This window comes from Microcystis sp. LE19-10.1B (genome assembly GCF_027530565.1).
GTDB classification, from domain to species: domain Bacteria; phylum Cyanobacteriota; class Cyanobacteriia; order Cyanobacteriales; family Microcystaceae; genus Microcystis; species Microcystis aeruginosa.
In genome coordinates, this window is record NZ_JAPZQM010000088.1 from 1 (window position 1) to 13,051 (window position 13,051).

Consider the following 13,051-nt stretch of genomic DNA (forward strand, 5'->3'; position numbering starts at 1 on the left):
CTCGATGGGAAGAAGCATATCCTTAGTTAAAGCAGATTTTCTTCCTCAGTGCAACCTAAGTCGATGCTTTCTCACGAGTGCGGGTTCATTTTCTAGGTTGACTTCGGCTTCCTTACCAGCATTTATTGAGATGTTGCCAATTGTCTGCTCTGCTTGCCATAGATCGTATTGCATTTGCTGATTGAGCCAACTTTCAGGAGATGTATCGAAAGCTTTCCCTAAGCGAATTGCCATTTCGGGGCTAATACCTGCCCTACCATTTAAGATGGCAGATAGGGTTTTTCGACTTACACCCAATGCTTCAGCAGCCTCAGTCACAGTCAGATTCAAAGGTTCGAGACAAAGTTCTTTAAGAACTTCACCAGGATGTGGTGGATTATGCATTTTCATCAGTGGTAGTCCTCAAGATCGACATCACAAGCATCAACACCGTCAAAGGTGAAAGTGATCCGCCAGTTTCCAGATACTCTCACCGTCCAGGTTCCTTTACGTTGCCCTGCCAGTTCATGAAGTACCAATCCGGGTAAGCAATTATTGTAGGTTGGGTTGACGCAAGGAAACCCAACAAAGAGTAACCTTTGGGGTGGTTGGGTTTCGCTTTTTCAAGCGAATTAAGCTATTTTCGCCTCAGTATTGTTTCGCTCAACCCAACCTACGAGGCTATTTTTAATATATCTCGTGGGTAGTGCGTTACGACGGATTGCTAGTCCTAAGTAAGAGCAGAGATTGTCGCCGTCTAACGCACCCTACTGGACTATTAATTACACGGAAACTTTCCGTATATCACGCCCAAAAGCGTGTTATCCAGATTAGCCTACTGCTAGTGGAGCAGTAGGAGCCACATTAGGGAACGCACCCTACAGCGATGGCCATCATACTGACAGTGGGAGCAGTCTAACGGTTGATCTGAGCGGCGGCAGATAGCCTCGGCATCACCCCCAATATCTCCCGTCCGTCCGCTCCAGCGCGTTGTTAGCCCGCTTTCGGCACCACGCGATGAGTCTAGAGGCAGACTAGATCTAGATCGCCAAAACTGATTTAAGCTGCCGATACAGATCTGAAACTGTATCGAGAAAATCAGGCTCATCTCTATCACACAGCCAACCCTTGCTGTACCACTTATGATAAGGAACGTGAACAATCTTCCAACCAGCCCGTTGAAGGATATCAATCCGTGAGAGATGACTTTCGGAGTAGGTGTAGCCACCTTCAGCAAAGTGATGTACACCATCAACTTCTATTGCACAACATTCCTCGTTTAGAGAGTTAAAGATAACAAAATCCAGTCGTTTGCTACAACTCTCAACCTGATTATAAATTTTCAATGATTCAGAGCCATGACTCTGAACAAATTCTTTGAGGTACTCTAGTACCTTAAACTCAAATTCAGATTCAACTTTTGATTCATCAAATCTCCAACTGAGCCTGTTGTCTAAAACTGTTTGTTGTTGAACGGGTTCTACCAAGCTACCTTCATTAACTGGATAACCGAAATTCTGCAAATACTCCTTTAGTAAATGAGCAGTTTTAGGTATTCCGCCATAGATAAGATAGGTATAATTTACAGCGCGACTGGTTGCTACATTAAACCGATTAGGGTTTTCATAGTGACCTTTTGCCCATCTATTGTTAGTTCCATCAAGCCCTAGAGTTATAATTATTATGTTCTTTTCATTTCCCTGAAACTCTTCAGGTGTGCCAACAAACAATTGATAATCTTTCCATTCATCATCAGAAAATTTTTCTTGAAGTCGTTCTCTAATGGCATTTCTTTGCTGAGTTAAGAACGACAAAACCCCAATTGTTGGTTTATTTCTAATCGTAAAGCCATGATGACTCAATGGTTCTTGTAGGTAGCTATTTTGACGGATCAAGCCACTGAGCTTGTTGATGAGTTCTTCAATTTCTTCAGGAACAAATTTTGTAGTCAATTCTCTTTGACCACCAACCTCAACTGCCTCAAAGCAAGACTTATTAACGTTTTTACCTACCTCTGTCATAATTAATAGGCTATCGTCGTAAAAGGTTTTGCTTGTAAATCTAGCTAGTTGAGGCATAGAACGAAAGTGTTCATTGAGAGTCACTTTTGGAATGGTAAAGTAATTATCTTGATTTATAATAAAATCAAGAATTGAAGATTTGCTTACAATTAGATCCTTTCCTTCTGCTTTTTCATAGGAAATAACCTGATTCAATCCTGCAAAGCAATGGTTCCAAATAAGTCTTTCAAACTTTCTATTCAGTGAGAATAAACCTGCTGCATTTAAGCCAAGTTGCTTATCGTCTCCTACCACACAAAAGCTTCTACCTCTATAAAAAGCAGGTATTATTTCTGCAATATTGACTTGAGAAGCCTCATCAACAATGACGAGATCAAAGATTTCATTTTGAAAAGGTAGAAATTGACCAATATCCTTAATTTCACCAGCCCAAAGCGGGAAAACACTGGTAAGTCTGTTGTAGTCAATCCTACTCATGGCTTCCAAGACTCTAGTTTGATTTGTCCACCTTAGAAGCTTCCGAAATGCATCAGTGACATTTTGATTCTGTTGTAAGTTTCTGGTAAATTGATATTCAATTAGCTGCTTAATATATTGTCTCTTTTTATCTAGCAAGACTTGCTCTTGCTGCTGAATCACTTTCCTTATTTGACTTAAACTAGGATTAATTCTACGTCGAATAGATACAGATTCGGTATAAGAACTATTCACTTTAAAGAGCAATTCTAGATATAGAGGAATTTGACCGAGTTCATTTCTTGAAAATCTAGTCTTGTCAGCTTTTAGTCCATCAACACACTGCTTGTAGAAGCGTCTTATATAAATAAAATCTTTACGCTTAAGATTCCCTGATGAGAGTTTTTTTTGAAGTTTATCAATATTTTTTATGAACCAATCTTTACCTGATTCATGAATTTCTTCCTCTCTTAAATCAAGTTGCTTTGTGTAGTTTCGGTCAAAGATATCAGCAAAATGATTTCTTTCTTTTAGATATAGATCGTTCGCCCGATAGAATTCATTTTCTGTATCTAAAGCTCTTTTCAATTGATCTCTGTGCTTTGCAAGCCCTTGATCTAGATCTATAATTTCTTGATGCAAGGAATCAAGTTCTTGTTTCTGCTTAGAAATATGACTAAGTAAATTATGTGCATTAACTCCCGAAGATTTTGCTTCAATATAAGCTTGAAGCTGCTTACGTTCTTGGCTTTCAGAGCCTACGTAAATGACGGTGTTTTTACCCAAAAAATCTTCTAATTTTCTACGAACGACATCAATAGCAGCCTTTTTTTGAGAAACAAATAATACTTTTTTGTTTAGCAGTAAGGCTGAAATCATTATTGCTACGATAGTGTAAGACTTCCCCGTACCAGGAGGTCCCTGGATATAGGAAATTTCACGCCGCCAAGCATTGTATAGAGCATCCTTTTGGCGATCAGAAAGAGGTAGTGGCAAATAGGCAACTGCCTTATCAATTGATAAACATTCGGTTAAATCGCTATTAAATTCAACAGATTCATTCTGCAAAATTCCTTTAAATAGCTTTTTCAGAACTTGATTTTGAAATGGCATTTAGCTAACCTCTGAAATCAGTTTTCGTAGTGCTGTATAAGTTGATAGTTGCCCAGGTGAGCTAGCAACATAAAAAAATCGATGATTGTAGAAGGTCAACTCTACAGTACCTAGCTTCTCTAGCTTCTGAAGAGTGAAGTCTTCCGTTGAAGGGTGTATTTGATTGAACTCAGGGATTTTTTCATGGATTCGTCGAAAAGTTTGGTCTGCTAATGAATTAGTCGTCAATTTTACACTCTCATGCCTGAGAATATCCTCTAAACTATTTTCTATATCTTCTAGAACTTCAAGCTTGTTGGCATCAACACCTGCACTCTGAAATCCCATTCCCTCATCTTCTTCTTCATCAAGATCTTGCTCTAAAACCAGAGTAATTAAGTCATAATTTAGACTCACCGAATCCAATTCAATGCTATAAGTCAATGACCTGCCGTTTTCATCTAGATCAGTTTTGACGAGGAAATAAATTAATGGTGCGGCAACATACTTCTTGACTTGCTTCTTCTTGAATGAACCAGCGATCAAGCCATTTCCCAGGAAAAGTTGGCGATCACTTTCCTTTTCAAGATAATTTCTGACATCACGCAAATACTGAGAATCTACATCTGCATCTTCAAAGGGTCGATAGTAGTGAGGGCTTTTCTTAGTTTTTCCATAAAGAGTGTTTTCCATCCCAGTACGCAGGCTAATTTTGCGACTCATTTCTTGAAGATAAGATAAGTACGCATGAACTACCTCGGATGATTCTTCTGAGTGTTTGGAATCCATATTTTTAAAATCTAACTGATTCTTCCAAGCTGTTTTTCAGCGCTTCAAGCTTATCTGCAACCGTTTGAAGTTTCCCTACTTGCAGATCCCCACCTCCACGTAGGAGTTCATATAAACTAGAAATATTTTTCTTTAGTATCTCAAGCGTATCAATAATTGCCTGGAGTCTCCCAATTTGTAGGTCTCCACTCCCACGTAAAAGTTCATATACTTTGTCGATAGATTTGCTTTGAGCATCAATTAGTTCAACTAACTTTTGCTCTATAGCTTGATTTCTTTGTATTAGACGTTCAAGCTGTTTGTAGATATCTGAATCAGATTCAGTCCGTTTCTTAGCGTTAGTGTTTAGACTTTTCTGTATTTGCAAAAGAATAAATGCAAGAATTGCAGTTGAGATTGCTGATACGGCTGAGAAAATTACCAAGGCTAGTTCCATCTTTGAGACTCTTTGGGTAAAACGATCCTTAGCACAGGATAACAAAAACTGTTGTGAGAGGCACTTGCCGATGACTTTACCGTAGCTTGATGCTTAACGCCGACAGGTAGCCCCTAAACTACTGCCTCACAGATAACCTTGCGGGCTAACTATTGATTATACGGAAATTTTCTGTATAACACTCCTGAAAGTAATGATATGGGTCAACTTTCGGCATATCACCCCATTTAGGCGCGATCTCCAGAACTTTTCCGTATATCACGCCCAAAAGCGTGTTAGCCAGATTAGCCTACTGCTAGTGGAGCAGTAGGAGCCACATTGGGGAACGCACCCTACGGCGATGGCCATCACAATAATTATATACTAGACGGATTTTTTCCATACAACACCCCAAATACAGATTTTCTGGCTCTTCGTTACTTGTTATGGTTCGATAGGGTGGCATAAATCGACTAAATCCTTATCTGGCAAGAGATTTAATTGATTAGTTCGCTCTAGATCGCAAACAATTGACAAAAATCGCGGTAATGTCTGTCTCTATAAGGGTTTCATTCCTTATAACCCCCATCCATTGCATAACACAAACCGAAGAGCCCGATATTGCTGATTCCATCGTTTATATTGTCCTTGAGAGCTTCGCAGGGACTTAATTACAGCAACAGCTTCTTGTAACTCCCGATTATCTGGATAATTTCTGGCTAGTTTATAGAGAGAATCTACTCGATCGTCGATATCCATGTTTATCTACCTCTTTGCCTAGATAATCTTATGATACCCAAGCTTACCGATAAAATTAACCCGAAGAACCAGCCTTTTGGAAAATCATTAAATGTTGTTGGGGCAAAGTCTCGATGATTTCTTCTGGCAGTAAACCAACAGCGGCCATTTCTTTTTCTACCTGTCTGCGGGTCATTTTATGAAGGGCTTTGATGGGAATCAGGGGATTTTCACGACGGTATTCTACTAATACCACCCTACCATCGGGTTTTAAGGATTTGACCAGATTCTCCATCATCTCGCGGGGAGAGGAAAACTCGTGATAAGCATCGACCATTAAAGCTAAATCGAGCGCATTTATAGGCAATTTGGGATCGGTTTCTGTGGCGAGAATTGTGGTTATATTCTTCACTTGATTTTCCTCGGCTAAAAAATCAATTGCCCCTAACATTTCCGGTTGCACATCGACAGCGAAAACTTGTTCTACTAAATTCGCCATAGGAAAACTCAAATAACCTGTCCCCGCGCCGATATCTGCCACTAGGTCTGTGGGTTTTAAATGTAGTGCGGTGATCAGATCATCGGGTTTTTCCGTGAAACGGCGACTAGGACGTTCTAACCATAACATTTCTTGGTGTCCCATGACTTTAGCGATTTCCCGTCCTAGATAAAATTTACCGATACCATCGCGACTATGAAGCGATCGAATCTGATAATATTCCTCTTGCGCTAAAACTGAAGCATCGTAGGTAAAATTTAATAATCCGAAACCGCAAAAAACCACTATTAGAAACGAGACAATTAAGAAAAATTTTTGCTTAAACAGCATCGGGATTAAAAACGGTGGGCTAGAAAAAATAAATTCCCCGTCCGGGACAGGGAAAAAATCCGTCTTGATCAACAAAACAATTAATCCAAAAATCCCATTAAAGTTTCGGGATCATCGATTTCATTGGAAGCAACGGGACGATTACCCATGACTGTATAAGTTTCGCTAATGTGCAGATGACTGAGAGCGATCGGACGATTGCCAGAAATCGCTAGAGTGCTACTGACTTCCATACCACTAGAGCCGACAGGACGCAATCCACCGACGGAAGAATAGGTACTAACCACTTTCAGATGGCTAACTTCCACGGGACGGCCCCCTGGTAACATTTCATCTTCCGTGAAGTGAAGATGGCTAGTACCAACAGGACGATTTTCGGGTAAGCGATGTTCAGGTTGATAGAATTTTAAGGCTTTGGAAGCCGATTCAGCGTTGTTTTTCACCGAAAGGGCGACCACTTCTTTATCTTTGGCGGTTTTAGCCGTAGTAGCTTTACCGCGTGGGCTGCTGGTCTTTTCTTCTGTGGTTGCTGGGGTTTGAGTCCCGTTCGTTTCTAGATTTTCCACCGTCATAACCTGATACTCCTTTCCGTTAATAGCTTCGGGGAAACGATAAGATTTAAGTTTAGGGTATTCTCGAAGACTTTTAATCTTTTTTTAAAATCCTCTCTAATATTAAGATACATCTTTCTTTCCCAAAACCCTATAAGTGTTGGTAATTTGATTGATAATTTATTTTGCCTGTTCTCTACACCTAGCCGCTAATGACCGCTTTTCAACTACAAGCACCCTTTCAACCCACTGGGGATCAACCGGCAGCGATCAATAAATTGGTAGATTCCCTGCAAAACCAGCATCGTTTCCAAACCCTCCTAGGGGCAACCGGCACCGGCAAAACCTTCACCATTGCCGCTGTGATCGAGAAAATTGGCAGGCCTACCCTCGTCCTTGCCCATAATAAGACCCTGGCGGCCCAATTATGCAACGAATTGCGGCAATTTTTCCCCAATAACGCCGTGGAATACTTTATCAGCTATTACGACTACTATCAACCGGAGGCTTATATTCCTGTCAGCGATACCTACATCGAAAAGAGTTCTTCAATTAATGATGAGATCGATATGCTGCGCCATTCGGCCACGCGATCGCTGTTTGAACGCAGGGATGTGATCGTCGTCGCTTCCATTAGTTGTATTTATGGTTTAGGAATGCCTGCGGAATACCTAAAAGCGGCGATTTCCTTAACAGTTGGTCAAGAGTTCGACCAAAGGCAATTATTACGGGCCTTGGTGTCAGTGCAGTACAATCGCAATGATTTGGAGTTAACTCGCGGTCGTTTTCGTCTGAAGGGCGATATTTTGGAAATTGTTCCCGCTTACGAGGATCGGGTTATTAAAATTGATTTTTTTGGCGATGAGATTGAAAGTATTCGTTATCTCGATCCCCTGACGGGGGAAGTTTTGCAAAAATTAGAGCGAATTAGTATTTATCCGGCCCGTCACTTTGTTACCCCGGAGGAGCGTTTAGAGGTGGCTTGTCGGGATATTAAAACCGAGTTAGATAACCGTTTATTGGAGTTAGAAAAAGCGGGCAAATTACTGGAAGCGCAACGTTTAGACCAACGGACTCGTTATGATTTAGAAATGTTGCAGGAAGTGGGTTATTGTAATGGCGTAGAAAATTATTCGCGGCATTTAGCGGGTAGATTAGCGGGGGAACCGCCGGAATGTTTGGTGGATTATTTTCCCCAAGATTGGTTATTAGTTGTGGATGAATCTCATGTTAGTGTGCCGCAAATTCGCGGGATGTATAATGGCGATCAATCACGAAAAAAAGTTTTGATCGATCACGGGTTTCGTTTACCCAGTGCTGCGGATAATCGTCCTTTGAAGTCGGAAGAATTTTGGCAGAAAGTTAATCAATGTATTTTGGTTTCGGCCACTCCGGGAGATTGGGAATTAGAACAGTCAGAAAATCGCATTGTTGAACAAATTATCCGACCGACGGGAGTTTTAGACCCTGAGATTTTTGTGCGACCAACCGAGGGACAAGTAGATGATTTATTAGGGGAAATTAAGGAGCGAGTGCAGTTAAATGAACGGGTTTTGATTACCACTTTAACTAAACGCATGGCGGAAGATTTAACCGAATACTTGCAAGAAAGGGGAATTAAAGTTAGATATCTACATTCAGAAATTCAATCAATTCAACGGATTGAAATTATCCAAGACCTGCGAGAAGGGGTCTTTGACGTGCTGATCGGGGTGAATTTGCTTCGCGAGGGGTTAGACCTGCCGGAAGTGTCTTTAGTGGCGATTTTAGACGCAGATAAGGAAGGATTTTTAAGGGCTACCCGCTCTTTAATTCAAACTATCGGCCGGGCCGCTCGTCATATTCGCGGTCAGGCAATTCTTTACGGAGATAATCTCACCGATAGTATGATTAATGCGATCGAAGAAACCAAGAGACGACGCGCTATTCAACAGGAGTATAATCAGCAACATGGGATTATTCCGCAACCGATTGTTAAAAGGTCAAGTAATTCAATTTTGGCTTTTCTGGATATTTCCCGTCGCCTAAATTCCCAACAATTAGAGCAGGTTTGTGAGAATATAGAAGAGCTTTCTTTGGAACAAATTCCCGAGTTAATTCAACAACTAGAAGCGCAAATGAAAGAAGCGGCGAAAAACCTAGAATTCGAGTCAGCAGCTAAATATCGTGATCAGATTAAGCAATTACGAGATAAGTTATTAAATCATGTTAGATAAACCTATGACTAGATTTATTCATGACCAGTTTGCCAAAGATTATCTCGAAGAATTATTATCTTCTCTGGGAGAGGTAAAATCGGCACGGGTTGTACGAGGAGAAGTACGAGAAATCGATGTCTGGTTTTCACCCCAGATTCTCGATAATAATCCTAGAGAACTGCTGGGATTACTGGGAAAAATGGCGATTAATCCCTGTTTATTTGAACCCTTTCGTAATCCTGTCACCGCTACAGAAATTAGAACTTGTCTGTTAAAACTATTGGAAGTGGAAGGGGAAATTAATCGTCAAGCAAATCGTCAGAAAACGAATCTTAACGATGGGGAAATCCCCCGTCTCTGGATTTTGACTCCCAGTGCTTCCTCGCAACTGTTAGGAGGATTCGGAGCTAAATTAGATGAGGAGAATTGGGGGGAAGGTATCTATTTTTTGGCTCCCTCTTTACGCACGGCAATCACCGTTATCCATCAATTACCCCCAACAGAAGCAACTCTCTGGTTAAGAATTTTAGGCCGGGGAAAAGTACAAGCAAGGGCGATCGATGAGTTAGAATCGTTACCAGAGGACCATCCTTTTCGGGTAAATGCTCTAGAATTATTATTAAACTTGAGAACTTCTTTAACTAACGATCAAGAGCTTGAACAGGAGGACAGAGAGTTAATTATGAGATTATCACCTTTATACACTTCCCGTCTTCAGGAAGAACTGGATGCTGGCCGTCAACAAGGTCTTCAACAGGGTCTTCAACAGGGTCTTCAGCAAGGAGAACGTCTGGTGGTAGAAAATTTATTGAAAGCTCGTTTTGGTAGTTTAGACCCAGATTTGTCCCTAATCATCGAGCGCATTTTATTATTACCAGTGGAGGAGTTTACACCTTTAATAATTAATTTATCTCGCACAGAATTAATTGCCCACTTTTCTAATTAAAAGCATAACTCAATCCTTTGATGATACTGGATTTTAAAATTGGCTGATTAACCAGAGCAGTCAATTTTCTGGGCAAATTCGGGGATATTGAGGATCGTTCTGGAACCAGCATCAGCTTTTTTTGCTAATTTGTGGCCAATTAGCGGCAATTTAGCTCTGATCACCTGAGAATAGCTTTTCTAAAGCTTCCTTCAAGGTTGGTTCCATGACAATTTTATTTTGATAAGCAACTGTTACTCTAGCGATTGTCGGGACACTATTTTGGTCTGCCACTAGATACAAAGGTTCTACATAAAGCAGCGATTGTTCAATGGGAATAATTAATAGATGTCCTTGCAAAACTTTAGAACCGTCCCGATTCCAAAGGGAAATCTGTTGAGAAATATCTGGATCTTGGTTAATTAAAGCCTCAATTTGATTCGGCCCGTACACTAACCTTTGTTTAGGAAATTGATAGAGTAATAACTTACCATACTCTCTATCATCTGAACGTGCTGCCAACCAAGCGATTAAATTTTGCCGACTAGAGGGAGTATAGGGATGGAGGAGAATAAATTCTTCTTTGTCGGAATCGGGCAGTTTCATGATTAAATAATAGGGTGATACAGCCTGGGGTTCCGTACCGTAAATTTCTAGGGGAATTTCCCATTGATCCTCCCGATTATAAAATACTTGCGGATCGGTCATGTGATAGGTTAATAATCTTTCCGCTTGGGTACTAAATAAATCTTCGGGATAACGGATATGACTGCGGATAGTTTTCGGCATTTCTGCTAAAGATTTAAAGAGATGAGGAAAGATTTTACTCCACGTCTGAATAATTGGATCATTTTCATCGGCAACATAGAAATTCACCGTTCCATGATAGGCATCCACTACCACTTTGACCGAATTGCGAATATAGTTAAATTTATCTTTCCCCGGGTCAGAATAGGGATAGCGATCGCTGATAGTATAAGCATCAATAATCCAATGTAATTTACTACTACTATCGCCCACATCTGCCGCTACTAAATAGGGGTTGCGATCATAATTTAAAAAAGGGGCGATAGTTTGCACACGATTTTGGATATCACGACGCATTAATAAGCGAGTTTCGGGAGTAAAATCTTGGCTAAATAACATTTGCCAATCCCGCAGATAAAGGGCAAATAGCCAACGTCTCCACCCCGTCCCCACTAGGATTCCTCCCTTACCATCGTAGGTATTATAGACATTTCCATCCCCACTAGGAAAATCCAATTCTTCTACGGTGGTGGGAGTCATCACATAATTATTAGTTAATTCCCCGTAGTAAATGCGGGGTTTACCAATGGGAATACTATAATCAATTAATTCGCTAGAGGTTTGTAGGGCCCCTTCGTCTTTATTTGTGCCGATATCTTTGACAAAATAGTAGGGTAAACCCCCGGCAGCCACTAAATTAACCGGGGAAAGAGTGAACCCATAACCGTGGGTATAAACGAGATGTTTATTCACCCAAGTGTTAGCAGAAGTGGGAACCGCACTATAATCTAATTCTCTAGCGGCAATAATTGTCTGTTGTTTTTCAGATATTTGACGTTCTTCGATTTTTTCAGGCAATCCTACTCGTACCCGATAGCGATCGATATCAGCATCGGGGAATTTATAATATAAGCGAATTTGCTGTAATTGTCGGTTAGTTTCTAGCAGTGGTTTGGTGTCCCAAAGACGAATATTATCGATAGTTAGATGGTTTCTCTCTAAAACTTCGGCATTTAATTCGGCCTGTGGATCGAAAACTTGGGCATCAATTCTATCTAAGGAAAAAGCCGCTCTTGTGGATTGAATACTTCTTTCGATATAGGGTCTTTCTCTCACTAATTCATTCGGTTGTACGACAGTTCTTTGCAATAGTCCACTGATAATTGTGCCACTTATCCAAACAATTAAATAGAGAAATACAGGAACTAAGTAGGGGAAAAATACCAACTTTTTCTTAGGATTTTTGTATAACTTGCGACGGTCTTTTTTACCAAATAATGCTTTTTCTCCTAACCATATAGAGGTTATTCCTGCAATAATTCCCAGAATAATTTCAATAAATTGACCAACATGAACATCGATATAACCCGCACCATAAACTACCCCTTCCGGAGAATAAAGTAGCAGGTAACGCTGAATAATATGGTGTAATACTAGCAGCCCCATTAACCCACTCCACAGGGCGTATAAATGACGCAGTTGCGGACGGGAAAACCCCATAAATTTTCCCAGAGAAAGACTATCACCCGAAAAAAGATAGGTTAAAATAACAGCAAAAAGAGTATATATTCCCACACCAGTGAGCCATAATTCTAGTAACTGCCACAGGGGTAATTGAAAGATGTAAAAACCTAAATCATTCCCGTATTGAGGATCGTTAATATTGAAAGGAACACCATAAAAATATTTTAAAAAATTCGCCCACTGCCCAGCAATAATAAAAGATAGCATGACAGTGAATACTATAGATATTATTCGCAAAAAATACTCGGTTTTAATTAATAATCCCAAGACTAAAAAAGCGATAATTAACCCTTGCCACAAATTACTGGAAATATCAGTTAATACTTGCCTAATCCAAACTATTTGCAGAGGAGAATTGAGGGAAGAACTGAGGTTAGGGAGATTAAAATCTGGTGTCCAGAGACTGAGGGCTAGTTTACTGTAATACAATAACATTGACCCGATCCAAGCTCCAATTCCCGTTGCGATAATCAAAAGGCCGAGTAAATTAATACTAGGAGATTGAGGACTAAGAGGATAACTATCTTCCCGGGGTTTTTGCCAACGAAAACGCTGGGCTAAACGTAAATTAGTAAAAATAAAGAGTAGAGAAAGAATCGCACTTCCCCAACCTAATCCTAGTTGCCAAGATAATTGTTTCAGGAAAGTGTTTAAATAACCCATCTCGGTAAACCAGAGGCTATTGGCTACCACTAATACCCCCAACTGCCCGATCACAAGGCAGCCGAGAAACAGTAAAATAGGTTTAGCGATCGAGCTTCGGTTATGTCTGATCAGCATGGATAAA

11 protein-coding genes are annotated in these 13,051 nt (G+C 40.4%); 2 read left to right on the top strand and 9 right to left on the bottom strand.

The window, feature by feature from the left end; genetic code table 11:
* Positions 1-45 precede the first annotated feature (45 nt).
* From O9332_RS03005 to O9332_RS03045, 8 genes are all read right to left on the bottom strand, one after another.
* Positions 46-390: a HigA family addiction module antitoxin gene (locus O9332_RS03005; RefSeq protein ID WP_353853401.1), complete on the bottom strand. Its 345-nt coding sequence runs from the start codon at positions 388-390 to the stop codon at positions 46-48.
* Positions 391-1,019: 629 nt separating this feature from the next.
* Positions 1,020-3,569 carry an AAA domain-containing protein gene (locus tag O9332_RS03015; RefSeq protein ID WP_002757076.1) on the bottom strand — a complete coding sequence of 850 codons (2,550 nt, stop codon included), beginning with the start codon at positions 3,567-3,569 and terminating at the stop codon, positions 1,020-1,022.
* Positions 3,570-4,337, bottom strand: a complete 768-nt coding sequence (locus O9332_RS03020; RefSeq protein WP_002757074.1) for a hypothetical protein — start codon at positions 4,335-4,337, stop codon at positions 3,570-3,572.
* 4 nt (positions 4,338-4,341) lie between these two features.
* Positions 4,342-4,773 (bottom strand): hypothetical protein, encoded by a 432-nt coding sequence (locus O9332_RS03025; protein WP_002757072.1) that lies wholly within the window; start codon positions 4,771-4,773, stop codon positions 4,342-4,344.
* A 295-nt stretch (positions 4,774-5,068) separates the two neighbouring features.
* Entirely contained in the window at positions 5,069-5,218 is a 150-nt protein-coding gene (locus O9332_RS03030) for a hypothetical protein (RefSeq protein ID WP_288023591.1), read from the bottom strand.
* Between the two features lie 110 nt (positions 5,219-5,328).
* Complete coding sequence (locus O9332_RS03035; RefSeq protein ID WP_288023593.1) at positions 5,329-5,511, bottom strand: hypothetical protein; 183 nt, start codon at positions 5,509-5,511, stop codon at positions 5,329-5,331.
* Positions 5,512-5,566: 55 nt separating this feature from the next.
* The gene (locus O9332_RS03040; RefSeq protein ID WP_288023572.1) at positions 5,567-6,319 is read right to left on the bottom strand and encodes a class I SAM-dependent methyltransferase; all 753 of its coding nucleotides are present in this window, start codon (positions 6,317-6,319) and stop codon (positions 5,567-5,569) included.
* An 80-nt stretch (positions 6,320-6,399) separates the two neighbouring features.
* Positions 6,400-6,891, bottom strand: a complete 492-nt coding sequence (locus O9332_RS03045; RefSeq protein WP_002760830.1) for a hypothetical protein — start codon at positions 6,889-6,891, stop codon at positions 6,400-6,402.
* A gap of 191 nt (positions 6,892-7,082) precedes the next feature.
* Here O9332_RS03045 and uvrB point away from each other — a divergent pair, with 191 nt between their 5' ends.
* Both uvrB and O9332_RS03055 read left to right on the top strand, forming a co-directional pair.
* Positions 7,083-9,086, top strand: coding sequence for an excinuclease ABC subunit UvrB (gene uvrB, locus O9332_RS03050; RefSeq protein WP_002760832.1), 2,004 nt, complete (start codon positions 7,083-7,085; stop codon positions 9,084-9,086).
* 4 nt (positions 9,087-9,090) lie between these two features.
* Positions 9,091-10,014, top strand: a complete 924-nt coding sequence (locus O9332_RS03055) for a flagellar assembly protein H (RefSeq protein WP_288023574.1) — start codon at positions 9,091-9,093, stop codon at positions 10,012-10,014.
* A gap of 150 nt (positions 10,015-10,164) precedes the next feature.
* On the opposite strand, the gene O9332_RS03060 is transcribed toward O9332_RS03055, so the two are convergent.
* A complete protein-coding gene (locus O9332_RS03060; protein ID WP_002760837.1) occupies positions 10,165-13,044 on the bottom strand; it encodes a UPF0182 family protein in 2,880 nt (959 codons plus the stop codon).
* Between the last annotated feature and the right edge of the window lie 7 nt (positions 13,045-13,051).

What these genes read in the sequence shown, in the direction of transcription:
- O9332_RS03060 (WP_002760837.1), bottom strand. Translation starts at nt 13,044, where the DNA reads ATGCTGATCAGACATAACCGAAGCTCGATCGCTAAACCTATTTTACTG.
- O9332_RS03020 (WP_002757074.1), bottom strand. Translation starts at nt 4,337, where the DNA reads ATGGATTCCAAACACTCAGAAGAATCATCCGAGGTAGTTCATGCGTAC.
- O9332_RS03015 (WP_002757076.1), bottom strand. Translation starts at nt 3,569, where the DNA reads ATGCCATTTCAAAATCAAGTTCTGAAAAAGCTATTTAAAGGAATTTTG.
- O9332_RS03035 (WP_288023593.1), bottom strand. Translation starts at nt 5,511, where the DNA reads ATGGATATCGACGATCGAGTAGATTCTCTCTATAAACTAGCCAGAAAT.
- O9332_RS03055 (WP_288023574.1), top strand. Translation starts at nt 9,091, where the DNA reads ATGACTAGATTTATTCATGACCAGTTTGCCAAAGATTATCTCGAAGAA.
- O9332_RS03030 (WP_288023591.1), bottom strand. Translation starts at nt 5,218, where the DNA reads ATGCCACCCTATCGAACCATAACAAGTAACGAAGAGCCAGAAAATCTG.
- O9332_RS03045 (WP_002760830.1), bottom strand. Translation starts at nt 6,891, where the DNA reads ATGACGGTGGAAAATCTAGAAACGAACGGGACTCAAACCCCAGCAACC.
- uvrB (WP_002760832.1), top strand. Translation starts at nt 7,083, where the DNA reads ATGACCGCTTTTCAACTACAAGCACCCTTTCAACCCACTGGGGATCAA.
- O9332_RS03025 (WP_002757072.1), bottom strand. Translation starts at nt 4,773, where the DNA reads ATGGAACTAGCCTTGGTAATTTTCTCAGCCGTATCAGCAATCTCAACT.
- O9332_RS03005 (WP_353853401.1), bottom strand. Translation starts at nt 390, where the DNA reads ATGAAAATGCATAATCCACCACATCCTGGTGAAGTTCTTAAAGAACTT.
- O9332_RS03040 (WP_288023572.1), bottom strand. Translation starts at nt 6,319, where the DNA reads ATGCTGTTTAAGCAAAAATTTTTCTTAATTGTCTCGTTTCTAATAGTG.